Raw genomic sequence first — 24,449 nt, 5'->3', positions numbered from 1 at the left:
CCGCCGGGCTCGGTCAATCAATATGTCTTTTAGCCCATCAGCCCGACGATAACCCAAGATCTCCGGTCACCAGATCGGCCCATTTACCGGGATCTCGCATGTCGGTATTGCGCAATTCGGGGCGGCGCATCCGCGCCTTGTTAAACATTTGCAACCGGTCGCCCGGCGACATCTGACGCAGGCGAAGCAACGCCTTGCGCACGGCATCATTGGAGGCATGAACCGGTTTCTGGAAGCTTTTTTCGACCACCTCAAGCCGGCGTTCAAGCCAGTTACGTGTGGAAACGACGTCCGCAATCAGTGATTTCAACTCACGAACCACCGGAAAATGATCAAGTGCCACATGGGCCCTTGAAATAGATGCACGCCAAATCTGGCGTTCGACGCCTTGCAGATAACGCCAATAAATCCGGACCTTGGCATCAATTTCGACGGTCGTTTGATCCGGGCCGGGCAGGTGGCGAGCCAATTCGCTTAGGCCATCACGGAATTCCTCGATACTGACCGGTGTGTGAATGCCATTAAACCGTTCACGCAGATCAAGGACCGAATGGATCGCGCCCCGGGCCGGGCGATAAAGCCCCTGACCATGCAAATCAGCACGTAACCAGTCAGGAAGATTTGCATCAAAAAGCAGGAAATCGACAATTTCTGCATGTCCGGCATGAACCGGCAGAGGGGTCTGCAGATAGTCGGGCAAACGAACGTGTTTCGTTCTTTCCATAGTGGCCTCCTAACTCTGTTGCCGAACCATCTTGTGCGGTTATCGGCCCGATAGGTGTGCCCCGTCCCTCAACCAACTTATTAACAGTTGGTTAAAAGAGATATGGTGCGAAAACGAAACGTTTCAACTCCCCGGTTTGTTCCCCCGCTTGTTCCTGCGATAAAATTACTGTGATTCGAAATTCGGCACAGCACGCTGTTATTGCGTGCCATTCCCCATCAGATCGGCGGATACGGAATTCCGGCGCGGCTGCCAAAGGCCACGATCAATCGCCTCGCGAAGGCGGTTGCGAATATCGCAAAGCGCATCGGGATTGTGATCCCTGATGAATTCACGCACATCCGTATCGCCAAGATAGGCATCATAAACCAGATCAAAATGATGATCAGCGACACAGCGCGCCGTCGCGGCAAAGGCAAACAGGTAATCGACTGTCGCCGCCATTTCAAACGCGCCCTTGTATCCATGGCGCATCACGCCTTTGATCCATTTCGGATTAACCACGCGGGCCCGGACAACACGGGAAATTTCTTCTTCCAAAGTGCGGATTTTCGGGCTTTCCGGGCGGGAATGATCACTATGATAAACCGTCGGCTGCTTGCCGGACAGGTGCCGGACCGCCGATGTCATTCCGCCTTCGAACTGATAATAGTCATCGGAATCCAGCAAATCATGTTCGCGGTTATCCTGATTATGGACAATCGCATCCACCCGCGACAGCCGCGTTTCAAACAGATCACGCGCAGCTTCGCCTTCGGCCCCGTTGCCATAGGCATAACTGCCCCACGCCAGATAGGCATCCGCCAGATCGGCCTCGTCTTCCCAAAGTTCTTCGTCGATCATCGCCTGCAACCCCGCGCCATAGGCACCGGGTTTGGCCCCAAACACGCGAAATGCCGCCTGTTTCCGTGCCTGATCGGGACTTGTCCCGGCATCACACAGCTTCGCGGTTTCCGCTGCCACCCGAACCGCAATCGGGTTCATGTCCGTCGCTTCATCCGCCTGTTCGGCCACCGCACGCACCGCACTGTCAAACAGGTCAATCAGACCGGGAAACGCATCACGGAAGAACCCCGATATGCGTAACGTCACATCAACGCGCGGCCGCCCCAGCAAGGATATCGGCATGATCTCGAATCCCGTAACCCGACGCGATGCACTGTCCCAGGTTGGCCGTACCCCCATCAGGGCAAGCGCCTGGGCAATGTCATCACCCCCGGTGCGCATATTGCTGGTCCCCCAAACCGAAAGACCAAGGGCCGCAGGCCATTCACCATGATCCTGAACATGCCGTTCCAACAGCAGTTCGGCTGATTTCCATCCCAATTGCCATGCCGCTGGAGTCGGCACCGTCCGCGTATCAACCGAATAGAAATTCCGCCCGGTCGGCAATACGTCCGGTCGCCCGCGCGTTGGCGCCCCCGATGGTCCCGGTTCGACAAACTTGCCCGCAAGACCGCGCAGCAATCCGACAATCTCTGCCTCGCCACAGGCTGTCACTGCCGAACGAATAGATGTTTCGATATCGGAAAGAACTTCAATTGTCCGCTGCCACGCCTGATCCGCGACCACCACCCCACGCACCAGATCACGCGCCAGAAGCTCGATCCGCTCCACCGTATCGCCCGTGGTGCGCCATGCCCCAACGTCATATTGCGCAAGAATTTCGGGCTTAATTCCCGGCCAAAACTCGGCAAAGGCACAATCAAGCGGATCAAAACCGGGATCGCCAAGGATATCGGCGGCCAAGGCCCGATGAAGTGACGCCTTCGGTCCCTCGCTCGCCCCCCTCGGCAATCTCGCCAGCGCGACCAGAAGATCGGTCAGAAGATCGCCTTCCGGGGCTTTGCCAAAAATATGCAGACCATCGCGGATCTGAAGTTCCTTCAACTCGCACAAATAGTTATCAAGCTTGGCAAGCGCGCTTTCCTCGTCCTCGTCCGGCTCAATCCCGCAATCGCGATCAAGGCCGATACGAATGGCAAGCTCAAGGATGTCACGCTTCAGGATGATCAATCTGCGTGGATCAACTGCTGCTGCGTCGTAATATTCATCGACCAGCGCCTCCAGATCCTTAAGCGGCCCATAACTTTCCGCCCGCGTCAAAGGCGGGGTCAGATGATCAAGGATCACCGCCTGCGCGCGACGCTTGGCCTGTGTGCCTTCGCCCGGATCATTGACGATAAAGGGATAGAAATGCGGTGTTGGGCCAAACACAGCTTCGGGGAAGCATTCTTCTGACAGCGCAAGCGACTTGCCCGGCAGCCATTCCATATTACCATGTTTGCCGAAATGAATGATCGCATGCGTCCCGAAATGATGACGCAGCCAGATATAAAACGCGAAATAGTTATGGGGCGGCACCAGATCGGGCGAATGATAGCTTTCAAGCGGATCGATATTATATCCGCGTGCCGGTTGCAGCCCGACCATCACATTGCCCATCGGCAGGATCGAAAGGGCAATCGCCGCCCGATCCGGCAGATAAAACGGATCGCTTTGCGGATCACCCCAGGCATCTGTCACTTTCTCGCGAATGGGCGCGGGCAGGGCGGCAAATGCCGCGCGATAATCGGCAACCGGGATCATCACCCGGACAGTCCGATCAGCAAGCGACTTGAAATCATTGGTCGGCCCGGCCTTGACCGCGGCAATCAGCGCATCGCCATTTTCCGGCAGGTCATCAATCCTGTACTCGGCATCCTTCATCGCACGCAGGGTTTCAATCATCCCCGCTGGTGTATCAAGCCCCACACCATTGCCAAGGCGCGCATCCTTGTTGGGATAATTGGCCATGATCATCGCAACTTTGCGCATCGGGGCATCCGTCTTACGCAATTTGACCCAATTAGCCGCCAGTTCGGCAACAAAGGCAACGCGATCGCGCACCGGGATATATTTGACCAGATCAATCTGCGTCAGGGCATCCTTGCCCGCCGATCCCTTGAACGAGATGGCACGCGACAGGATACGTCCATCTACTTCCGGCAATGCGACATTCATCGCGATATCGCGCGCCGCAAGCCCGTTGACACCATCACGCCAGGACGCTTCACCACCGCCCGACAACACAACCTGAAAAACCGGCGCGTCTACGCCGTCAAACGGTCCGCTTTGGCGTTCGGCACCCGGCACCGCAAGGGAAAAACCGGTGGTATTAAGGATCAGGTCTGCTTTGGTTGCCCCCAGCCATTCCTCGACCAGGGCAGCAGCAACCGGTTCTTTCAGGCTGGCAACAAAAATTGGTAACGGGTTTAGTTTATTAGCCTGAAGTTCTTCAACCAGCACATCAATTACATCCAGATTACCGGCCTGAATTAACGCACGGTAGAAGATTATCGGAACAACAGGATGATTTTGTTTCCAAATTTGTTCTATTTCTTCAAGATTTGCCGTTGTTTTCCCCGGCCAATACAACCCGGCCTTGACCAAGGGGGCGGCCGGCTTCCAGTTCCAGATGACAGACGGGTTTAACTTTTCATATGTAAGGCGAAGTAAATGTTCGGCATTTTCCGGCCCGCCTTCGATCAGGTAACGCCAGATTTGCTGATATGTGCTGCCCTTAACCGTCGATAGGGACAGAAGCTCCGCATCGGGCTGATCGTCACCGGGCAAAAGCACCAGCGGCACATCCTTGCGACGAGCCAGTTCGACAAGTTGTTCTATCCCGTATTCCCAATATCCTCGCCCGCCCAGAATGCGCACGATGATGAATTTGGCCCCTGCCAGCACGTCATCGACATAAAGATCGACCGACATATTGTGCCCCAACTGCAAAAGGCTCGCCAATCGCAGGGAAGGGACATCTTTGCCAAAGGCCGCATCCAGCCGTGCCTGCGCGCCCGCCAGACAGGCAAGCTCGGACTCTGCCGCCGACAGGATAACGACATCGCCCGGGCTTTGACCCAGATCGACGGCCTCGCTTCCATCGGTGACCAGTCCCGGCTGGGCAGCAAGCAGATGCATCGGGAATATCCGTTTCTATTGTCGTATGCCGGTTCAAAATCATCCGGCGGCAATGCCGCCACCACCGGATGGTCTTACAATCTAAAAAACGTCAGGACGCCTTGATTGCCGCTTCGATGGCGCTGCGATCCAGACCATGCAGGCCGATCACCACCAGTTCCGACCGACGCGTTTCGTTTGCCGCCCACGGGCGGTCGAAATAACGCTGGAAACGTTCGCCAACCCCCTGAACGACCTGGCGCATCGGCTTACCGGGAATATCAAGAAAACCCTTGATCCGCAGAACGTCAAATTGACGCACAACATCAATCAGCCGTTTTTCAAGCACGGCTGCATCAGCAACCGCGTCAAACGACACGACAAAGCTTTCAAAATCATCGTGATCATGTTCATGGCCATCATCATGATGGGACGGACGGCTATCAAGGTCATCCTCGGCTGCCGCACCAAGGCCCAGCAAAACAGCATTTTCGACCTTTGAATGCGCGGTCGCGATGATCTTGACCGACGGGCGTTTCAGCTCGGCCCGGACATCAGCCTCAACCTTGGCAATTTCGGCTTCTGTCAGCAGATCGGTCTTGTTCAGAACCACCATATCCGCACAATGAAGCTGTTCTTCAAACAGCTCCTCAAGAGGGCTTTCGTGATCCAGATTGTCATCCGCCTCGCGCTGCACCTGAACCGCGTGATGATCGTGGGCAAACAGCCCGTCACGCAACGCCGCCCCGTCCAGAACGGCAACAACGCCATCCACCGTCACCCGCGACCGGATTTCCGGCCAGTTGAACGCCTTGACCAACGGTTTTGGCAATGCCAGCCCGGATGTTTCGATCACGATATGATCAGGTGGCGTGTCGCGATCAATCAGGCCCTTGATGGTCGGCAGGAAATCATCGGCCACCGTGCAGCAAATGCACCCGTTTGCCAGTTCGACAACGTCATCCTCTGCACAACCCGATATGCCACATCCATTAATAACCTCGCGGTCGACACCCAGATCACCAAATTCGTTGATGATCAGGGCGATCCGCTTGCCCCCGGCATTTTCCAGCATATTGCGGATCATCGTGGTTTTGCCTGCACCAAGAAAACCGGTGATCACTGTTGCCGGAATTTTTCCAAGCTGTGCCATGTTCAATTATCCTTAAATCCATAAATTCTGTTCTATTTAACCGTCATCGGAATGCCGGCAACCACAAGCGTCACCTGATCGGCAAGCTCGGCAATCCGTTGATGCAGTCGTCCTGCATGGTCGCGAAAGCTGCGCGCCATGGCATTGTCCGGTACAATCCCGAAACCGACCTCATTCGAGACCAGAAGAACCGGAATATCCAGCCCCGGCAAAAGATTACACAACCGGTCAAACTCTGCCCCGATATCGCGGTCTTCCAGCATCAGATTGGTCAGCCAAAGCGTCAGGCAGTCGACCAGCACCGGCGTGCCGCCATTGCGATTGCAGGTCGAAAGTACACTGCGAAGATCAAGCGGTTCCTCGATCGTTTGCCACATCTCGCCGCGCGATGATTTGTGAAGTTCGATACGGTTTGCCATTTCGTCGTCCCATGCACGGCCGGTCGCGATATAGATACCGCCGCCTGCATGGTTGATCCGGTTTTCGGCAAACCGGCTTTTGCCCGATCTGGCACCGCCAAGAATCAGATGGATCCCGGCAAGCTGGTTGCTCTTAGCCATATTCTGGGTCATGCCCGTTTTCCTTCGCCTTGACCTCCCACCGAGGCCGGATTGCGTTACCCCATATTCCTTGCGAACAGGGATACCGATGGCTGGTTTCCTGGCTGCGGGCATGAAAGCAATCCGCCTTCCCGGTATGTTGCTTGTTCATCAACATTACCGGTGGCTGGTGACATCACATCACCCGGATCACCCAACCCGTTACAGTTGCGGGGGCAGCACCGGCATCACACCGGTTTCCCATCACCAAACGGCAGCGCCGAACCTAGCAGCTTTGCTCCCATGACCAAAGCCCAAACTCGGACCTAACCATAAGGTCAGTATTTGTAAGAATTGACTGCTTGTGAGTGGTTATTCTTTAGGAGAACATAATCTTGTCACGTTGGAAACAGAGCAAAAATGCCGCCAGCACGACCTTCGGACATTACACAACAAACAAAGTCCGGATACCGGTGCCCAAAACAGGTGTCGGAAAACTCTTGGGGTTAATTGGAAACTTGCTGATCAAATGGCAATTCATGAACAAATTCAACGAATTCGGAACCTGAAGTCAACGACCTGGCAAACCGTCTCACGCGAAGATATGTGGCGCGGGCTGCTGGATCGGCTGAACTATAATGATCAATCATTCCCCGAATTCCTGCAACATCACGCGGTCAACGGTGAAATCTCGCTGGCACGTCGCGATGTCCGAAACATTTATGCCAGCCGTCCGACCTGTGGTGTGGTTGCGACCATTATCTGGTCGCATGCCCGTGGCATCCGCGTGAATGCGCTTTCGCTACTGGTCCGCGATCTACCCAATCTTGTCGAACTGTTTGAAAATGACGATTTCGATGAAGATCAGCTGTCCCAGCTATTGGGGCAGCCGGGCATATCCATCCCGACCGCCAGCAAGATGCTGTCGGCCTGCGGCAAGAAATACAAAGGCAACCCGGCGGCAATCATCGACGACACCATCATTCAGGTGATTGAAAGTTCGAAGTTCGCGTCTGATTTCCCTGAAATCCACGGCCTTCGCGGCAAATCGCGCAGCCGCCCGATACCATATTACGAAGCCTATCTGAACGATGTTGCATCAATTTGCGCCGCAAATGATCTGACGGCTGACATGGTTGATCGCTTTCTATCGGAATATGCACTCGCAAGCGCGCTTGAAACCGAACGACGTAAATCCGCCTGAAATCCGATACCCTGTATGGCTTTCATGCAGGGTATCGCCGGGCGCACTACCGGCCGCACACCGGTGCCCGAAAATCCGCGCGACAGACGGCGCACCTTACATCAATACCGCAAATTCACCCCGGTCACCCGCCATCCCGGCTGCTCGACCCCGGTAATATATTCGATCCGCGTCACACCCAGCGCATCGATATGAAACGACAATGCCGCCTCCAGCGACAGACCAAGCGCATTGGCCAAAGCCGCCCTCACGGTGCCGCCATGAATAACCGCAACAATATCGCGCCCGGCCCAGTAACGCGTCAGCCGGTCAAATAACGGTCCGACCCGTTCCACAACATCGCCGAAACTTTCACCGTTCGGGGGCTGTTGTCGCGCGAAATCGGTCCAGAAACGGGTGGTTTCGCCTTTGGGCAGGTCATTCCAGTGTTTCTTTTCCCACGCCCCGAAATGCTGCTCGGCAAAACCGGTTTCGCGCGTCGGCAGGATGTTTTCATCCATCAGTTCAAGCAGTTTAAGCGCGGTATCAAGCGTGCGTGACAAATGGCTGGTCACCCAGACCGCTTCGTTTGGCAAATGGCGCGACAAGGCACGCAATGCCTTTTCATCGGACAGATCGACCGGCATGTCGCTACGGCCATAGACAAGCCGTTCCGGATTGATCACCGGCGCATGGCGGACAAGCCACCAACGGGTTGTCACTGCTTTGTCCATTCTTCCCCCAAGGAAAAATGCGGCCTGAAAATGCGCCCCCGATCAGGTGTCAGTTTCGACCGGTCACCTCCAGATCTTATCATTAAGCAACCTGAATGACTGCGATAAATGCGATCCCGACCAACAATTCTGCAATGATCTGCGTCATGCCAAGCACATCGCCTGTATGACCGCCAATCTGGTGTCTCGCAATCCAACCGATCACCGATGCCCCGACCATCATGGCAATCAAAGACACGAACGCGGTAACTGCCCCTGCCACAATCACCACCAGCACCAGAGCAATGGCAATACCCGCTGCAACCATCCTGATGTCCGGTCGCCCGGCACTTTTGCCAAGCCCGTCGTCGCGCGCTGGATCAAAGACATACATCACAATCGGCATCGCCGCACGCGACATCACCGCCATCACGATCAGGATGGCTGCCATGCTGCCGCTATCACCCGCTGCGCCAAGAATTGCAATGCGCATGACAAGTGCCAGAACAAGCGCGACAACGCCATAAGTCCCGATCCGGCTGTCGCGCATGATGTCAAGCTTGCGCTGCCGATCGGCCCCGCCGCCAAATCCATCCGCACAATCAGCAAGACCATCCTCGTGCATCGCGCCGGTCAAAAGGACCAGGCTGAACGTCGCGACAATCGCCGCAATCACAACATTCCCGGTCACAATCGCAGCCAGATAGGCGGGAATGATTGCAATACCCGCAACAAACAAACCGATCAGCGGCCAGCACCAGACCGATCGCGCAATCGCATCCGGCCTGAAATCACCGGGAATGAAAACCGGAACACGACTTAGCAAGGCAAGTGCCCGCCAAAAATCACCAAACATCCCTTTGGCAGGCATATCAGCTTGGGTTTCTGCTTCCGGATGTTTGGCCTCAACTTGATCATCGTCAAGGTTTTGCGAATTCATTCCGGATTGGTTATGATCATTGTTCACAAATGTTTTCCGATATTCGAACTGGCATTTTGCACATATTCAGACTAATCATGAGCGCGACAGAAGCCAAGCAGAAGCCGCTTTGCATCCTTGTCCGCCAGCCGCCGGAGATTTCCCATGTTCGATCCCAAGCACCCCCCGCAAAGCCTTGATGAAATCCGCAACCTGATGGCCCAATTGCCAACGGTCGATATCGAGGCACAGGCCGCCGTAAGCGCGCGTGAGCCACAATTGACCAAACCTGCAGGCGCGCTTGGACGCATGGAGGATATCAGCCTTTGGCTCGCCGGGTGGCAGGGAAATTCACGCCCGAACATGTCGCGTCCGCGCGTAACGGTTTTCGCCGGAAGCCACGGTATCTGTGCGCAGGGTGTGTCGGCCTTTCCCGCCGAAGTCAATCAGCAGATGGTGGAAAACTTCATTAATGGCGGCGCCGCAATCAACCAGATTTGCAAAACCGTGGATGCAGAACTGCGCGTGATGGAAGTCGCCCTTGAAATCCCGACCAACGATTTCTCCCAGGAACCGGCCATGGACGACGCAGGCTGTGCCGAAGCAATGGCCTTTGGTATGAGCGCGATTGAAAAGGGGCTGGACCTGTTTGTGCCCGGCGAAATGGGGATCGGCAATACCACCGCCGCCGCCGCCATTGCCTATGCCCTGTTCGGGGGTGATGCCAGCGACTGGACTGGACGCGGTACCGGCATTGACGATGAAACGCTGATGCGTAAAACGCGCGTCGTCAATGACGCCATCATCCTGCACAAAAACCAGATGCACGACGCGTTCGATATCCTGCGCTGTGTCGGCGGGCGCGAAATTGCTGCCATGGCCGGTGCCATTCTGGCTGCCCGTTATCAGCGTGTACCGGTTCTGCTCGACGGCTATGTGTCCTGCACGGCGGCGGCAATCCTTGCCGCCATTCGCATCGATGCGCTTGATCATTGCCTGATCGGGCATGTATCGGCCGAACCCGGCCATAGACGTTTGATCGAAAAACTCGGCAAACAGCCGCTTCTGGACTTTGGCATGCGCCTTGGCGAGGGATCGGGTGCTGCCCTCGCCATTCCGCTTCTGCGTGCGTCGGTCGAATGCCACAACGGCATGGCAACTTTTGCCAAGGCCGGTGTCGCCACCCGCGACGAATAGGCATCAAATTTCAAGGCATGGAACTGACTTCGGTAACACTATGCCGGCGTTATTTTTTGGTGCGTTCGCTCAGAAGCTGCTCGACATAACGCCCCTGGAACATGGTGATATTGATCGAATGACCGAATTTGATCGCACGTTCATCATCGCAACGGCACATGATCACGCGGGTATCGCCCGACTGCGCGACCGCCTCGCGCATCGCGTTGCCGTGTTCCTCGTCCAGATTTTCCATTTCCGGGTCCCAGATCATCTTGATCATATCAACGCCAAGCTTGTTGCGGTTGATATAGGGCAGGGACAGATGGCTGATGCCGTCGATACAGATCCGGTAACCGCGATCGCGACAGAAATCGCGCGCAAAGAAAAACGCCCCCAGATCGGCAAAAATATCGATCTTTTGCAATTCCAGAACAATCGTACCGCGCTGGCCTGCCTTCACGTTACTATCGAACGTCAAGAAATCCGGCGACAGCAGGGTTGAGACATTCAGATTGATACTGACCGAACCGGTCACCGATGCATCGTTGCTGCGTGTCAGTAACGACAACATCCGCCGATCCAGAATTTCGGTCAGATGCTGAAACAGCCAGCGGTTTGACAGGACATTGACATCAGGCAGCAAAGTCTGCTGCAAATCCTTGATCGAAATAAATAATTCGTGGAATACCGGGGTTGGATTCGCATCCCCGACAACCGCACAAATCGCCTGGCGGCGCATCAGGTTCGAAAGATCGGCGCGGCGTAATGCCTCGTCAATACGGCCGAGGATTTTTGGCGTCAACGGCGCACGACCGTCTTCAAGATCCGGACTATCGTTATGGCGCTCGGCCGCCTTGCTGACCTGACGCGGGCGGTTGGCGTTCGACCGCACAAGCGTCTGGGTCAGATGCAGGAAATCCTTGTATTGCTGGGCGACGTCGAAATAGTCGGTAAAGCTCGCCGGTGCACCGCTTTCATCCTTGCCGTCACTGATCAGCGGGTCATCATTGAACAGGAATTTAAGCCGGAAGATGACGGCATTAACCTCGTCAATCTCGGCCGCATCAAAGATAAAAATCAGATCCTGATTGGACAGGGTGAAAATACGACCGGTAACCTCCGGCACGATTTCCTCGAACGATGCAATTGCCGTGCGGATATGATGATCGCGCCGGTTGAACGGCAGCAACTTTGAAAAATGCACATGAACCGCCCCCACACCATCCTTGCGACGTTCAAGACGCCGCACATAATCGACCAGAAAGGCTTCGGGTGAGGGTAATGTGCTTTCAGACATACAGGATGACCAGATTTTCCAATGTGCAGCGTTCGGCAAAAGTCCCGATTGAAATACAATAGTTCGCGGGCTGTTAACAGCTTATGTATTTATCATTGTGATAAATTGAAACCAAACGCCAAAATCAGTCATTTCCTGACGTCGCGACATTTACCGCAAACACCGCTTTCTGCGACGATAAGTCATGGCAATAGATCATCCAAGCTGCTAGTTTCAGCCCGATTTGAGTTCAAACTGTCAGGATTTAAAGAATATGTGGCGGCGCAAACGCATTCTGGTCACCGGTGGGGCCGGTTTTCTTGGTTCCCATCTTTGCGAAAGATTGCTTCAGGAAGGCCATGACGTTCTGTGCGTCGATAACTTCTTCACCGGTACAAAGGACAACGTTATCCATCTGCTCGACAACCCGCATTTCGAGCTGATGCGCCACGATGTAACCTTCCCGCTATATCTTGAAGTTGACGAAATTTATAACCTCGCCTGTCCTGCATCACCAATCCATTATCAGCACGACCCGGTCCAAACCACCAAGACAAGTGTCCATGGTGCAATCAACATGCTGGGACTTGCCAAACGTGTCGGTGCCAAAATATTCCAAGCCTCGACGAGCGAGGTATATGGTGATCCGGAAGTTCACCCCCAGACAGAAGATTACCGCGGCAGCGTCAATCCGATCGGTCCGCGAGCTTGCTATGATGAAGGCAAGCGCTGCGCTGAAACGCTGTTCTTCGATTACCACCGCCAGCACGGGCTGGAAATCAAAGTCGCGCGAATTTTTAACACTTATGGCCCGCGCATGCATCCTCAAGACGGCCGCGTTGTATCAAATTTCATCATTCAGGCTTTGCACAATGAGGACATTACGATCTATGGCGATGGTCAGCAGACACGCTCCTTCTGCTTCTATTCGGATCTCATTGAGGGATTTGTGCGTTTCATGGCCACCCAGAAATCGGTAAGTGGTCCGATCAATCTCGGCAATCCGCATGAAATAACAATTCGCGAACTGGCCGAGCGCGTCATTGATATGACCGGCGCGAAATCGAAACTGATATTCAAAGATTTGCCAATGGATGATCCATTGCAGCGCAAACCCGACATCACCAAGGCGCAAACAATTCTGAACTGGAATCCGACTGTCGCACTGGAAACCGGTTTGGCGTCAACTATCGGTTATTTCCGTGATCTTGTGAAAAACCGCAGCTAGATAATCACCGAATTGTATGAGTGAAGAAATGGATATCAATGCCTTCTTTGATGCCGAATTTGACGAGCATCTTGATCTGGTTGACAAAACCCGCGAAGCAACGCGTGCGCCCTTTGCAAAACTGGTCTCGATCTGCACCAATGCACTAAATGAAGGCAACAAACTCCTGTTTTTTGGCAATGGTGGATCGGCCGCCGACGCGCAGCATATCGCAACCGAGTTTACGGTTCGATACATCAATGATCGACGTGCCCTGCCAGCCATCGCGCTGACAACCGACTGCTCGGCATTGACAGCCATCGGTAACGATTTCGGGTTCGATTATCTGTTCTCCCGCCAGATCGAGGCACTGGGTCGTCCCGGCGATATCGCGATTGGCATTTCGACATCCGGCAACAGCAAAAACGTCAATCTCGGCCTTGAAAAGGCCCGCGAAATGGGACTAGTCGCGACCGGATGGACCGGGAAAACCGGCGGTGCGATGGTCGATCTGTGCGATCCGCTGATGATCGTACCCAGCAACACCACCGCCCGCATTCAGGAAATGCATATACAGATCGGGCAGATGCTGGTTGGCGCACTCGAACATACCCTTGGCCTGAGCAAAGCCTGAGCCGTCCGAACACCTCCGATATAACGAACAGAAGACGATACGAACATGACCGATCTTAGCCATCTGGCCCAACTGGTTGAACAGCTGCCCAATGCCAAGGTGCTTTGCATCGGCGATGTCATGCTTGACCGGTTTGTATATGGCTCGGTCACGCGTATTTCGCCCGAGGCACCAATCCCGATCATCCGGGTCGAACGCGAAAGCGCCATGCTGGGCGGGGCGGGCAACGTCACCCGCAATGCAACGGCCCTTGGCGCATCGGTCCGTTTCCTGTCGCTTGTCGGTGATGATCTTCCGGGCCGGGAGGTCATGGAATATGTCGCCAATGACAAGGGTGTCGAACCCTATATCCAGATTGAACGCAACCGCCCGACCACGATCAAAACCCGCTATATCGCAGGCGGGCAACAATTGTTGCGATCTGATAACGAAACCACCGTAACCCTTGCCGCGGCAACCGTCAGCAACCTGTCCGCCTTGGCCGCCCAACTGGCCCCTGATGTCAGCGCCATCGTCCTTTCCGATTACGGCAAGGGCGTTTTGCATGGTGACGTCGTCGCTGCAACCATTGCCGCCGCCCGCAAGGCCGGAAAACCGGTGATTGTCGACCCCAAGGGTACGGATTACAGCATCTATCGCGGTGCCACGGTTGTCACCCCGAACCGCGCCGAAGCCCAGGCAGCAACCGGTATCGACATTCAAAGTGACGAGGATGCAATTGCCGCGGCCACCAAAATCATCACCGAATGCGGCATTGAAAACGTCCTTCTGACCCGAAGCCAGGATGGCATGACCCTTGTCACCAGCAAGGGTGATGCCATTCACCTTCCGACCGAAGCCCGCGAAGTGTTTGATGTATCGGGTGCCGGTGACACGGTCGTTGCCTGTCTTGCATCGGCGATTGCTGGCGGGGCATCGCTTTCCGATGCTGCGCGCATTGCCAATGTTGCCGCGGGCATCGTGGTTGGCAAGATCGGCACGGCCGTTGTTTACCCGGACGAACTGATTTCTGTCCTGCATCATCATGATCTGATGATCGGCGAAGCCAAACTGATGCCGCTTGACCGCATGGTGGACCGTGTCGAGCGCTGGCGCCGGAAGGGTTACAAGGTCGGCTTCACCAATGGCTGTTTCGATCTGCTGCATCCGGGCCATCTCAGCCTTCTGCAACAGGCACGATCCAACTGTGACCGGTTGATTGTCGGACTCAATTCCGATGCGTCGGTCAAACGCCTCAAGGGCGAAGCCCGTCCCGTGCAATCCGAAGCCGCCCGTGCAGCTGTCCTGGGGTCTCTTGAAACCGTCAGCGGTGTGGTGATTTTCGGCGAAGACACCCCGATCACTGTGATCGAGGCCCTCAAACCCGATATTCTGGTCAAGGGTGCCGATTACACCATCGACAAGGTTGTCGGCGCAGATATCGTTCAAGGGTATGGCGGCAAAGTCGTTCTGGCCAATCTCGCCGACGGTTTTTCGACGACCTCCACCATTGCGCGGATCAATCAGGGTAAAGACTAGATCAGCCCGACCCACATCATTTTCAACACCACCGGCCATGTGGCATTAAGAATACATGCTGTCGTGAAAAGTTTAAGCGCACGGTCAATATCGCTGGCATCGGCATCCCGTCTGCCATTCCCGATATAGGGGTCTTCGACCAGCTCCGCCCCATATTGACGCGGCCCGGCAAGCGACAGGTCAAGTGCCCCGGCAAAGGCCGCTTCCTGCCACCCGGCATTGGGCGATTTGTGTTTTGACGCATCGCGCAGCATGATTTTCCAGGCATGCACGCCGAAGGTTTTTCGGCCGATCACCGCGGCAAGGCAGATCACCCCGCCGGCAATCCGTGCAGGGATAAAGTTCACAACATCATCAAGCCATGCGGCAAATTTTCCGAAATAAAGATATCGGTCACTGCGATGGCCGATCATCGAATCAAGCGTATTGATCGCCTTATAGACACAAAGCCCGATCGGCCCGCCCAGCACGTACCAGAATAGGGGGGCGACCACCCCGTCCGAAAAGTTTTCCGCACAGCTTTCAATCGCCGCCCGGCTGACCCCGGCCTCGTCAAGCGATTGCGGATCACGCCCGACAATCATCGAAACCGCCGCCCGTCCGCCCGCAAGGCCATCGCGCTTTAACGCAACCGAAACAGCTTTGACATGCTGATAAAGTCCTTTTTGCGCAATCAGGATGGCAAGCAGCAGAATATCGGCAAACCGGAAAATACCACCAAACGAGGATATCAGCTGAATCACGCCGCCAAACACCGCCGCACAGGCAATCACCGCCAGACTGGTAAGGCTTCCACGTAAAAAAAGATCACTGTTGTCATATCGCGGTTTGTTCAGGCGTTTTTCAAACCACGCAATCAGATTGCCAATCCAGACCACCGGATGCGGCACCCGCCTGAACAGCCACGGAAAATCACCAAAAACGGCATCCAACACCAGTGCCAGTACCAGCACGGAGAAAAGCGGGCCCGTAAAACCGGGCTGCGGGATCAGAAATTCAAGGATCGCGGTTTCCATTGCGGCAATGTGCGTTGCGCACGTATTCCCGTCAATGCTCATACGATGTTAAACTGGCAACCGTCTGAACGAACGGCACGATTTGCCAATCTGACCGTGCTTTGATAGAAGCGATTTCATACGTTTTATTTTTTCTTCATAACTAATATTGAATATCATGTTTAACATCCGACGTCAGGAGGCCGTCCCCATCCATATCCCCATTTCGGACGGCAAGGTGCATCACCACAACATCTGCAAATGTCTGTAAAACGGACCACAACAATTTGTATTTCCATTCCTGTATGCCCTCACGACCATTGTTCAATCAGCTGCGGCTTGCATTCCGCAGGCCAATCGGTGAAAACGGGGGTGGCATCGGGTACCGTGGCGGCTTGTGACCGTCGCGCACCAAAACACGAGAGAGACAAAGGAGCAGCCTTTTATGTCCCCCAAAGGCGCCGTAATGATTTGCGGACACGGTTCGCGTGATGAGCGCGCTGTTTCACAGTTCAACGCCATGGTTGAAACAATGAAACAGACCCATCTGGCCGATTATGATGTCGAAAGCGGCTTTCTCGAATTTGCGCACCCGATCCTGCGCGATGGCTTTGAAAAGCTCAAAGCCATGGGCCACAAAAAGATTTATGCCCTTCCAGGCATGTTGTTTGCTGCCGGGCACGTCAAAAATGACCTGCCAAGCGAAGTCAACAACTTCGCCCATGAGAACCCCGATATCGATGTGAAATTCGGTCGCGATCTGGCGATTGACCCGAAACTGCTCCGCGCCAGTGCTGACCGTATCCAAGAGGCCCTTGCAACGGCTGATGACAGCATCACGCGCAAGGATACGCTTCTGATGGTTGTCGGGCGTGGCACCAATGATCCGGATGCCAATTCAAACGTCTATAAAGTCGCCCGCATGTTGCAGGAAGGGTTTGGTTTCGGGCGTACCGAAATCAGCTATTCCGGCGTTGCGCATCCACGCGTCAATGCCGGTCTGCGCGAAGCCATGAAGCTTGGTTACAAGCGTGTGGTGGTCTTCCCGTATTTCCTGTTTGCCGGCATCCTTATTGATCGGATTTACAGCCACACCGACGAGGTCGCCGCCGAATTCCCCGATGTCGAATTCATCAAGGCCGAATATCTGCGCGATCATCCGCTGGTGCTGGAAAGCTTTGCCGAACGCCTGGCTGAAATTGACACTGGCGACAACAATATGAACTGCCAGCTGTGCAAATACCGCGAACAGATCATTGGATATGAAGGCGACGTTGCAACCCCGCAGGTCGGCCATCATCATCATGTAATGGGGATTGGCACCGACGGTCATGGCCACAGTCATAGTCATGGACACCATCACGGGCATGGACATTCCCACGGTCATTCACATGATCACAGCCATACGCATGATCACGCCCACGATCATGTCAACAAAGCGACCGGTTCCTGACCGGTCGCCCTTCGTTCCTTTGCGAAAGGCGCGGCGATGTTCGACTATCTGCGGGACCCGCAGGAAATCTATCAGCAAAGCTTTGCAACCATCGAAGCCGAAGCCGATCTCGCCTGCTTTCCCGAAGAATTGCGGCCGGTTGCCGTGCGGATCATTCACGCCTGTGGCATGGTCGAAATGGCAGATAAAATTACATTTGGCGGTAACGTGGCAACCGCGGCAATCGGCTCGCTGCAAAAGGGAAAGCCGATCCTGTGCGATGCGGAAATGGTCCGTCACGGGATCATTTCCCGCCTTCTGCCTGCCGATAACCCGGTCCTTTGCACCCTGAATGCGGATGGCAATATCGAACGCGCCGGCAAACTTGGCACCACACGGTCAGTCGCCGCCATTGAGGACTGGGCCGATCATATCGATAACGCAATAATTGCTATCGGCAATGCGCCAACCGCGCTTTTTCATCTGCTAGAAGCCCTGATTTCGAACCGTCTGGCAAAACCGGCGCTGATCATCGGCATGCCGGTGGGCTTCGTCGGGGCCGCGGAAAGCAAGGAAGCCCTGATTGCCCATGCCGGTGACATTCCGTTTGTTACATTACGCGGCCGGTTTGGCGGCAGTGCGGTCACCGCGGCAACGCTCAACGCATTGGCACGCCTTGCATCGCCGGGTCTGACACCGGATGGCACGACCCAAAACCCCACCAACCCTGACAAAGGGGATGGCAAATGAACGAACAATCGCCCCTGAACGGCAAAATCACCGTGATTGGCATTGGCGAAGACGGTTATGACGGACTAAGTCCGATTGCCCGTCAGATTCTGGAAACCGCCAGCGTGATCTTTGGCGGCAAACGCCATATCACCATGCTGCCCGGATCAAATATTGCCACCCAGAACAGCTGGATCACACCGTTCGAGGCAAATATGCCCCTGATTGAGGATTGCCTTGATCAGAACCCGGTCATTCTCGCCAGTGGCGACCCGATGTTTTTTGGTGTCGGCAATACACTGGTTAATTATTTCGGCTCCAGATCAATTACCGTAATCCCGCACCCGTCCAGCATCAGTTTGGCTGCCGCCCGCATGGGCTGGGCGCTTGCCGAATGCGATGTGATCACGTTGCACGGGCGCGACCCGGAAATCCTGCGATCGCACCTGCGCCCGCGAGGCAAACTGATCGCGCTTAGTGCGGATGGCAGCACCCCGGCACTGGTTGCCGTCATGCTGTGCGAAGCTGGCTACGATCAAAGCCATATGACGATTTGCGAACGGCTGGGCGGCACAGAAGAACGCATCACCACCCAGACCGCCCAAATCTGGCAGGCAACGGCAACCTCGATGCCCGATGTCAAACCGGTTGATCCATTAAACCTGATCATGATTGATCTGGTGGCCGGACCCAAAAGCCGCGTTCTGGGCAATGGTGCCGGCCTGCCCGATGATGCCTTTATCCATGACGGGATGATCACCAAATCCGAAATCCGCGCCCAGACCCTAGCATCCCTTGCTCCGTGGCGCGATGCCATGCTTTGGGATCTGGGGGCGGGATGCGGTTCGGTTTCCATCGAATGGATGCGCGCTGGGGGGCAGGCCATCGCCATAGAACGCGATGCAAAACGCTGCGACCTGATCGCCAAAAATGCCATCCGCCTTGGCACACCCGATCTGATGATCCGCCAAAAGGGGGTCGAGGACGTGATTGCCTTCGCTGACCAACTCCCGAAACCCGATGCGATTTTTGTCGGCGGCGGCATTACGACATCAGGTTTGATGGATCGCTGCTGGGATATCCTGCCGATGCATGGGCGGCTGGTGGCGAATACGGTCACGCTGGAAGGCGAAGAAGAATTATTACGGTTTTACAATAAAAACGGTGGCACCCTGTCGCGCCTGTCGGTTTCCCGGCTGGTTCCACGCGGTAGTTTCAGGGGCTGGAGCAACCTTGCCCCCGTCACCCACTATGTCGGAGTAAAAGCATGAGCGACGCGGCCACCACACCCGCCAGCGCATTACCTGTGGCGGGTACGGCCTATGGCCTTGGCATCGGTCCGGGCGAGCCCGACCTGATCACGCTCAAAGCCTATAACATCCTGCAAAAGGCGGATGTGATTGCCTATCCCGCACTTGAAGACGGCGCCAGTCTGGCCCGGCAGATCATGGCCCCCCATGTCCCCGAAGGCCGGATCGAAATTGCCATTCGCATTACCATGGGCCAGCCCGCCGACCCGATCTATGACGCTGCCGCCCTTGAAATTGGCGAATATCTGAAGGCCGGAAAAAGCGTTGCCGTCCTGTGTGAAGGCGATCCGTTCTTCTATGGCAGCTTCATGTATCTGTTTGGCCGCCTGGCCGAGGCCGGGCATCCGGTTCAAACCGTGCCCGGTGTGAGTTCGATGATGGCCTGTGCCGCCCAGCTTGGCGCACCGCTTGCTGCCAGAAACGATGTGTTGCAGGTCATTCCCGGCCCTTTGTCCGAAGACCGCCTGCGCGCACAACTTGGCAATACCGATGCGGCTGCCATCATCAAACTTGGCCGCCACTTCGCCAAGGTTCGCAAGGTGATCGAAGAACTTGGCCTGACCGACCGGGCACGCTATATCGAGCGCGCAACACTTGAAACCCAGAAAATGATCCCGCTGGGTGATCTTCCGGCGGATGCAACCGCACCCTATTTCTCGATGATCCTGATCCACCGTCGCGGAGACGCATGGCGATGACGCCCCCGAATATCCCCACCGCCAGCAACATCAACCCGATCCTGCCGACGGACCCGATTGCGCCGATTGCGGTCATCTGTCTGACGCAGCGTGCCGTTGCCACCGCCAAACGCATTGCCGCCAACCTGCAGGGTGCATCGGTGCATGGCCTGCGCACACGCGTTTCAACAAGTGACGTTGATGTGGCGTTCGATGATACCATTGCACATCTGCAACGAACCTTTTCGGCCGACCATGTGATCATCGGCGTTTGCGCAACGGGTATCCTGATCCGTGCTCTCGCACCGCTTCTGGTCGATAAATGGCAGGACGCCGCCGTCATCGCGGTCGACGAAGCTGGCAGCACCTTTATCCCGCTTCTGGGTGGACATCACGGCGGCAACCGGCTGGCGCGCGATCTGGCCGAACGGCTGGGCGGGCAGGCGGCCATCACCACGCCCGGCGATGCAATGCTGGGACTGGCCCTTGATGAGCCCCCCGTCGGCTGGCATCTTGCCAATCCGCAAGCCGTCAAACCGGCCACCGCCGCCCTTCTGGCCGGTGAAACCGCCCGGTTCGAGATCGAGGCAGGATCGGCCGCGTGGCTGACCAACAGCAATATCGAACGCAGCGACACCGGCACGGTGGTCATTCGCGCTACCGCAAAAGCCACAAATACGATTGGCGACGACAAGAACAATCACGAAATCGTCTATCACCCGCCGGTCCTGGCGCTTGGCGTCGGTTGCGAACGTCATTGCGCGCCCGACGAACTGATCAAACTCGCCACCGAAACCCTTGTCGCAAATGGCCTGAGTGCGCAAAGCGTTGCGTGCGTTGCGTCCATCGACCTCAAGGCAGACGAAGCCGCCGTTCACGCACTGGCCGACCATCTCGGCGTCCCGGCACGTTTCTATGACGCCTTAACACTCGAAGCCGAAGCTCCCCGCCTTGCCAATCCCTCCGACATCGTCTTTGCCGAAACCGGCTGTCACGGCGTTGCCGAGGGTGCAGCCCTTGCCACCATCGGCAGCAATGGCACCCTGATCGTTTCGAAACAGAAATCAAAACGGGCCACCTGCGCCATCGGACTTTCAATCGATGATATTGCCCCGCTGCAATCGGGTCGTCCACAAGGACGTTTGTCGATTGTCGGTATCGGCCCCGGACAGACCGGCTGGCGCAGCCCCGAAGCCAGCAGCCTGATTTCGCGCGCCACCGATATTGTCGGCTATCAGATGTATCTTGATCTTCTGGGGTCGCTGATTGACGGCAAATCATGTCATCATTCCGATTTGGGCGCCGAAGAAGCCCGCGCCAGACACGCACTTGAACTGGCCGCAACCGGCAGGGACGTCGCACTGATCGGGTCCGGCGATGCCGGGATTTATGCGCTGGCGACACTTGTGTTCGAATTGCTTGATCGCGAAGATCGTTCTGACTGGAACCGGGTTGCCATACAGGTATCGCCAGGCATTTCCGCCCTTCAGGCCGCCGCATCGCGGATCGGCGCGCCCTTGGGGCATGATTTCTGCGCGATATCGCTTTCTGACCTTTTAACCCCGCGCGAGGATATCCTGCGCCGACTCAAGGCCGCGGGCGAGGGCGATTTTGTCATCGCCTTCTATAATCCCGTATCCAAACGCCGCCGCGATCTTCTGGCACAAGCGCGCGATATCCTGCTTGAACATCGCGGGCCGGAAACGCCGGTTGTTCTGGGTCGGCAGCTTGGTCGTCCTGACGAGGAAATAACAATCGTTCCGCTTGCGAAACTTGAAGTCGATATGGTCGATATGCTGACCACCGTTCTGGTCGGCTCCAGCAACAGCCGCCATATCACGCGCGGCGAAAACAGCTGGGTCTATACCCCGCGCGGCTATGCCAAAAAAGGCCCGGACGCGGCCAACGCCCCCGTCCACAGCCTCGATAACTCCAAAAACGACCTCAAAAACGATAAGGCAAACTGATGACCGTTCATTTTATCGGCGCCGGTCCCGGTGCCCCCGATCTGATCACCGTTCGCGGGCTTAAGCTGATCGAAAAATGCCCGGTATGCCTGTATGCGGGGTCGCTCGTGCCAGAGGAAATCGTCAAATCTGCCCCCATCGGCGCACGCGTGATTGATACCGCGCCCATGAACCTTGATGAAATCCTGGCCGAAATTGAAACCGCCCATGCCGCGGGGCAGGATGTCTCGCGCGTTCATTCCGGCGATCCGGCGATCTATGGCGCAATTGCCGAACAGATCCGCCGTCTGGATGACCTTGGCATTCCCTATGACATCACACCGGGCGTTTCGGCCTATGCCGCCACCGCCGCCGAACTGGGTGCCGAACTGACCCTGCCCGATATTTCGCAGACCGTGATCCTGACACGCACCGCCATGCGGTCATCCGCCATGCCCGACGGCGAAAGTCTTGCCGAATTGGGCCGTTCACGCGCCACGCTTGCGGTGCATCTGTCCATCAATAATCTGGTCAATGTCGTTCGCGATCTGGTGCCACATTACGGCGAGGATTGCCCGGTAGTGGTCGCCTATCGCGTCACATGGCCCGATCAGCAATTCATCCACGGGACACTCGGCGATATCCGCGCCAAGGTAAAGGGCAGCGGTATCACCCGGACCGCCCTGATCATGGTGGGTGAGGTCTTTGGCCGTAAGGATTTCACCGATTCCCGGCTTTATGCCGCCGATCACACCCATGTTTTGCGCCCGGCAAAAACCGCCAAGCTGTAACCGAACTGTAAAACGCCCGTTTTTTGCGCAATCGGCCAAACAGCCCGGCTCAAATTTTCAGCAAAGCCCTGTTTTGCTGAAAAAAGAAACATTTCAACCGTGAACATGCTTGACCGCCCGCGATAGCCCCGCCTTTAATCAAGGTATATGCAAGGGGAGTGTGCATGTTCAACGAAATGATGATGAACGATGAAGTACGCGAACCTTATCGCGCACTGGTTGACTGGATGGAAGCCAGCGGGCCCGAAACCCTCCAGCAGAAGCGACTTGAGGCTGAAACTCTCTTTCGCAAAATCGGCATTACCTTCGCGGTTTATGGCGAGGGTGGCGATCCGGAACGGCTGATCCCGTTCGATCTTATTCCACGCATTTTCACCGCCATGGAATGGCGCAAGCTCGAACGCGGCGTCAAGCAACGTGCACGCGCGCTCAACACCTTCCTGTACGATGTCTATCACAACGCCGAAATCATCAAGGCCGGGATCATTCCCGCCGATCTGGTGTTCAAGAACGCCGCATTTGAACCGGCCGTAATCGGCATCGATCCACCGCGGAAAGTCTACAGCCACATTGTCGGTGTAGATGTCGTGCGCGTCGGGCCGGATGATTTCTATGTGCTGGAGGATAACTGCCGCACCCCGTCTGGCGTTTCCTACATGCTGGAAAACCGCGAAATCATGATGCGGATGTTCCCGGAACTGTTTTCGAAATTACGGATCGAACCGGTCGAAAGCTATCCGGACATGCTCCATAAAACGCTCAAAAGCATCGCCCCCAAACGGTGTGACCGCGAACCCAATATCGTCGTCCTCACACCCGGAGCCATGAACAGCGCCTATTACGAACATTCCTTCCTTGCCGACCAGATGGGTGTTGAACTTGTCGAGGGGCAGGATCTGTTCGTTTCCGAAGGTCGCGTCTATATGCGCACGACGCAAGGCCCGGCACGGGTCGATGTGATTTATCGCCGGATCGACGATGCCTTTATCGATCCGCTCTGTTTCCGGCCCGATTCCGTGCTGGGCGTACCCGGCCTGATGAATGTCTATCGATCGGGCGGGGTTGCCATCTGCTCGGCCCCCGGTGCCGGTGTCGCCGATGACAAGGCAATCTATACCTATGTCCCTGACATGATCCGGTTTTACCTTGGTCAGGAACCGATCCTGAACAATGTCCCGACCTGGAAATGCGCCAACCCGGACGACCTGAAATATGTTCTGGAAAACCTTGGCGAACTGGTCGTCAAGGAAGTCCATGGTTCGGGCGGTTACGGCATGCTGGTCGGCCCGGCATCGACAAAGGAAGAACAGGCCACTTATGCCGAGCGCATCAAGGCCGATCCGGGCGATTTCATTGCCCAGCCAACCCTTGCCCTTTCCGCCTGTCCGACCTTCGTTGAAAACGGCATCGCCCCGCGCCACGTCGATTTCCGCCCCTTCTGCCTTGTCGGCGATGACATCCGCCTGACACCGGGCGGCCTGACCCGTGTCGCCATGCGCGAAGGATCGCTTGTCGTCAACTCGTCGCAGGGCGGCGGGGTAAAAGACACCTGGATCATGGCCGAGTAGAGAAGAAAGGG

General features: G+C 55.9%; 20 protein-coding genes and 1 riboswitch. Of the genes, 12 read left to right on the top strand and 8 right to left on the bottom strand.

Features of this window, described 5'->3' with window-relative positions; all coding sequences use genetic code 11:
* Positions 1 to 37: 37 nt before the first annotated feature.
* The 4 genes from LG297_RS20990 to cobU form a co-directional block, all read right to left on the bottom strand.
* Positions 38 to 724 (bottom strand): hypothetical protein, encoded by a 687-nt coding sequence (locus LG297_RS20990; RefSeq protein WP_404423811.1) that lies wholly within the window; start codon positions 722 to 724, stop codon positions 38 to 40.
* 198 nt (positions 725 to 922) lie between these two features.
* Entirely contained in the window at positions 923 to 4,690 is a 3,768-nt protein-coding gene (gene cobN, locus LG297_RS20985; RefSeq protein ID WP_404423809.1) for a cobaltochelatase subunit CobN, read from the bottom strand.
* A 91-nt stretch (positions 4,691 to 4,781) separates the two neighbouring features.
* Positions 4,782 to 5,822, bottom strand: coding sequence for a cobalamin biosynthesis protein CobW (cobW, locus tag LG297_RS20980; protein ID WP_404423807.1), 1,041 nt, complete (start codon positions 5,820 to 5,822; stop codon positions 4,782 to 4,784).
* Positions 5,823 to 5,854: 32 nt separating this feature from the next.
* On the bottom strand, positions 5,855 to 6,394 hold the full coding sequence (gene cobU, locus LG297_RS20975) for a bifunctional adenosylcobinamide kinase/adenosylcobinamide-phosphate guanylyltransferase (RefSeq protein WP_404423805.1): 540 nt from the start codon (positions 6,392 to 6,394) through the stop codon (positions 5,855 to 5,857).
* A 60-nt stretch (positions 6,395 to 6,454) separates the two neighbouring features.
* Positions 6,455 to 6,658, bottom strand: a riboswitch (cobalamin riboswitch).
* Between the two features lie 232 nt (positions 6,659 to 6,890).
* Here cobU and LG297_RS20970 point away from each other — a divergent pair.
* Positions 6,891 to 7,565 (top strand): hypothetical protein, encoded by a 675-nt coding sequence (locus LG297_RS20970; RefSeq protein WP_404423803.1) that lies wholly within the window; start codon positions 6,891 to 6,893, stop codon positions 7,563 to 7,565.
* A 101-nt stretch (positions 7,566 to 7,666) separates the two neighbouring features.
* Here the strand turns inward: LG297_RS20970 and LG297_RS20965 are convergent, their stop codons facing one another.
* The gene (locus LG297_RS20965) at positions 7,667 to 8,278 is read right to left on the bottom strand and encodes a histidine phosphatase family protein (RefSeq protein WP_404423801.1); all 612 of its coding nucleotides are present in this window, start codon (positions 8,276 to 8,278) and stop codon (positions 7,667 to 7,669) included.
* 82 nt (positions 8,279 to 8,360) lie between these two features.
* A complete protein-coding gene (gene cobS, locus LG297_RS20960) occupies positions 8,361 to 9,224 on the bottom strand; it encodes an adenosylcobinamide-GDP ribazoletransferase (protein WP_404423799.1) in 864 nt (287 codons plus the stop codon).
* A gap of 117 nt (positions 9,225 to 9,341) precedes the next feature.
* Here cobS and cobT point away from each other — a divergent pair, with 117 nt between their 5' ends.
* On the top strand, positions 9,342 to 10,373 hold the full coding sequence (gene cobT, locus LG297_RS20955) for a nicotinate-nucleotide--dimethylbenzimidazole phosphoribosyltransferase (RefSeq protein ID WP_404423797.1): 1,032 nt from the start codon (positions 9,342 to 9,344) through the stop codon (positions 10,371 to 10,373).
* 49 nt (positions 10,374 to 10,422) lie between these two features.
* Here the strand turns inward: cobT and LG297_RS20950 are convergent, their stop codons facing one another.
* On the bottom strand, positions 10,423 to 11,652 hold the full coding sequence (locus LG297_RS20950) for a hypothetical protein (RefSeq protein WP_404423795.1): 1,230 nt from the start codon (positions 11,650 to 11,652) through the stop codon (positions 10,423 to 10,425).
* A 253-nt stretch (positions 11,653 to 11,905) separates the two neighbouring features.
* On the opposite strand from LG297_RS20950, the gene LG297_RS20945 reads away from it, so the two are divergent.
* The 3 genes from LG297_RS20945 to rfaE1 are packed head-to-tail and all read left to right on the top strand — an operon-like array spanning position 11,906 to position 14,990.
* Positions 11,906 to 12,859, top strand: a complete 954-nt coding sequence (locus LG297_RS20945; protein WP_404423793.1) for a UDP-glucuronic acid decarboxylase family protein — start codon at positions 11,906 to 11,908, stop codon at positions 12,857 to 12,859.
* 28 nt (positions 12,860 to 12,887) lie between these two features.
* Positions 12,888 to 13,472 carry a D-sedoheptulose 7-phosphate isomerase gene (locus LG297_RS20940; RefSeq protein WP_404423791.1) on the top strand — a complete coding sequence of 195 codons (585 nt, stop codon included), beginning with the start codon at positions 12,888 to 12,890 and terminating at the stop codon, positions 13,470 to 13,472.
* A 45-nt stretch (positions 13,473 to 13,517) separates the two neighbouring features.
* The gene (rfaE1, locus tag LG297_RS20935; protein ID WP_404423789.1) at positions 13,518 to 14,990 is read left to right on the top strand and encodes a D-glycero-beta-D-manno-heptose-7-phosphate kinase; all 1,473 of its coding nucleotides are present in this window, start codon (positions 13,518 to 13,520) and stop codon (positions 14,988 to 14,990) included.
* Here the strand turns inward: rfaE1 and cbiB are convergent.
* The gene (cbiB, locus tag LG297_RS20930) at positions 14,987 to 16,006 is read right to left on the bottom strand and encodes an adenosylcobinamide-phosphate synthase CbiB (protein WP_404423787.1); all 1,020 of its coding nucleotides are present in this window, start codon (positions 16,004 to 16,006) and stop codon (positions 14,987 to 14,989) included. The genes rfaE1 and cbiB overlap by 4 nt on opposite strands.
* Before the next feature lie 424 nt (positions 16,007 to 16,430).
* On the opposite strand from cbiB, the gene LG297_RS20925 reads away from it, so the two are divergent.
* From LG297_RS20925 to LG297_RS20895, 7 genes are all read left to right on the top strand, one after another.
* On the top strand, positions 16,431 to 17,438 hold the full coding sequence (locus tag LG297_RS20925; RefSeq protein WP_404423785.1) for a sirohydrochlorin chelatase: 1,008 nt from the start codon (positions 16,431 to 16,433) through the stop codon (positions 17,436 to 17,438).
* Positions 17,439 to 17,474: 36 nt separating this feature from the next.
* Complete coding sequence (locus tag LG297_RS20920; RefSeq protein WP_404423783.1) at positions 17,475 to 18,167, top strand: precorrin-8X methylmutase; 693 nt, start codon at positions 17,475 to 17,477, stop codon at positions 18,165 to 18,167.
* A complete protein-coding gene (cbiE, locus tag LG297_RS20915; protein ID WP_404423781.1) occupies positions 18,164 to 19,417 on the top strand; it encodes a precorrin-6y C5,15-methyltransferase (decarboxylating) subunit CbiE in 1,254 nt (417 codons plus the stop codon). The genes LG297_RS20920 and cbiE overlap by 4 nt, the downstream gene beginning before the upstream one ends.
* Positions 19,414 to 20,154 (top strand): precorrin-2 C(20)-methyltransferase, encoded by a 741-nt coding sequence (cobI, locus tag LG297_RS20910; RefSeq protein WP_404423779.1) that lies wholly within the window; start codon positions 19,414 to 19,416, stop codon positions 20,152 to 20,154. The genes cbiE and cobI overlap by 4 nt, the downstream gene beginning before the upstream one ends.
* A complete protein-coding gene (gene cobJ / locus LG297_RS20905; protein ID WP_404423777.1) occupies positions 20,145 to 22,100 on the top strand; it encodes a precorrin-3B C(17)-methyltransferase in 1,956 nt (651 codons plus the stop codon). Before cobI ends, cobJ begins: the two co-directional genes overlap by 10 nt.
* Entirely contained in the window at positions 22,100 to 22,870 is a 771-nt protein-coding gene (gene cobM, locus LG297_RS20900) for a precorrin-4 C(11)-methyltransferase (protein ID WP_404423775.1), read from the top strand. Before cobJ ends, cobM begins: the two co-directional genes overlap by 1 nt.
* Positions 22,871 to 23,034: 164 nt before the next feature.
* Complete coding sequence (locus LG297_RS20895; RefSeq protein WP_404423773.1) at positions 23,035 to 24,438, top strand: circularly permuted type 2 ATP-grasp protein; 1,404 nt, start codon at positions 23,035 to 23,037, stop codon at positions 24,436 to 24,438.
* Positions 24,439 to 24,449: the final 11 nt, after the last annotated feature.

The organism is Thalassospira australica (genome assembly GCF_044790785.1).
Classification (GTDB): domain Bacteria; phylum Pseudomonadota; class Alphaproteobacteria; order Rhodospirillales; family Thalassospiraceae; genus Thalassospira; species Thalassospira australica_A.
The sequence above is the reverse complement of the archived record's forward strand: the minus strand, read 5'-3'. Positions and strand labels throughout refer to the sequence as shown.

Bases quoted from the DNA above. Each gene is read 5' to 3' on its own strand.
- cobN (WP_404423809.1), bottom strand. From the start codon at position 4,690: ATGCATCTGCTTGCTGCCCAGCCGGGACTGGTCACCGATGGAAGCGAG.
- cobW (WP_404423807.1), bottom strand. From the start codon at position 5,822: ATGGCACAGCTTGGAAAAATTCCGGCAACAGTGATCACCGGTTTTCTT.
- LG297_RS20990 (WP_404423811.1), bottom strand. From the start codon at position 724: ATGGAAAGAACGAAACACGTTCGTTTGCCCGACTATCTGCAGACCCCT.
- cobJ (WP_404423777.1), top strand. From the start codon at position 20,145: ATGGCGATGACGCCCCCGAATATCCCCACCGCCAGCAACATCAACCCG.
- cbiB (WP_404423787.1), bottom strand. From the start codon at position 16,006: ATGGAAACCGCGATCCTTGAATTTCTGATCCCGCAGCCCGGTTTTACG.
- cbiE (WP_404423781.1), top strand. From the start codon at position 18,164: ATGAACGAACAATCGCCCCTGAACGGCAAAATCACCGTGATTGGCATT.
- LG297_RS20940 (WP_404423791.1), top strand. From the start codon at position 12,888: ATGGATATCAATGCCTTCTTTGATGCCGAATTTGACGAGCATCTTGAT.
- LG297_RS20950 (WP_404423795.1), bottom strand. From the start codon at position 11,652: ATGTCTGAAAGCACATTACCCTCACCCGAAGCCTTTCTGGTCGATTAT.
- cobM (WP_404423775.1), top strand. From the start codon at position 22,100: ATGACCGTTCATTTTATCGGCGCCGGTCCCGGTGCCCCCGATCTGATC.
- LG297_RS20920 (WP_404423783.1), top strand. From the start codon at position 17,475: ATGTTCGACTATCTGCGGGACCCGCAGGAAATCTATCAGCAAAGCTTT.
- rfaE1 (WP_404423789.1), top strand. From the start codon at position 13,518: ATGACCGATCTTAGCCATCTGGCCCAACTGGTTGAACAGCTGCCCAAT.
- cobI (WP_404423779.1), top strand. From the start codon at position 19,414: ATGAGCGACGCGGCCACCACACCCGCCAGCGCATTACCTGTGGCGGGT.
- cobU (WP_404423805.1), bottom strand. From the start codon at position 6,394: ATGACCCAGAATATGGCTAAGAGCAACCAGCTTGCCGGGATCCATCTG.
- LG297_RS20925 (WP_404423785.1), top strand. From the start codon at position 16,431: ATGTCCCCCAAAGGCGCCGTAATGATTTGCGGACACGGTTCGCGTGAT.
- LG297_RS20945 (WP_404423793.1), top strand. From the start codon at position 11,906: ATGTGGCGGCGCAAACGCATTCTGGTCACCGGTGGGGCCGGTTTTCTT.
- cobT (WP_404423797.1), top strand. From the start codon at position 9,342: ATGTTCGATCCCAAGCACCCCCCGCAAAGCCTTGATGAAATCCGCAAC.
- LG297_RS20895 (WP_404423773.1), top strand. From the start codon at position 23,035: ATGTTCAACGAAATGATGATGAACGATGAAGTACGCGAACCTTATCGC.
- LG297_RS20970 (WP_404423803.1), top strand. From the start codon at position 6,891: ATGGCAATTCATGAACAAATTCAACGAATTCGGAACCTGAAGTCAACG.
- LG297_RS20965 (WP_404423801.1), bottom strand. From the start codon at position 8,278: ATGGACAAAGCAGTGACAACCCGTTGGTGGCTTGTCCGCCATGCGCCG.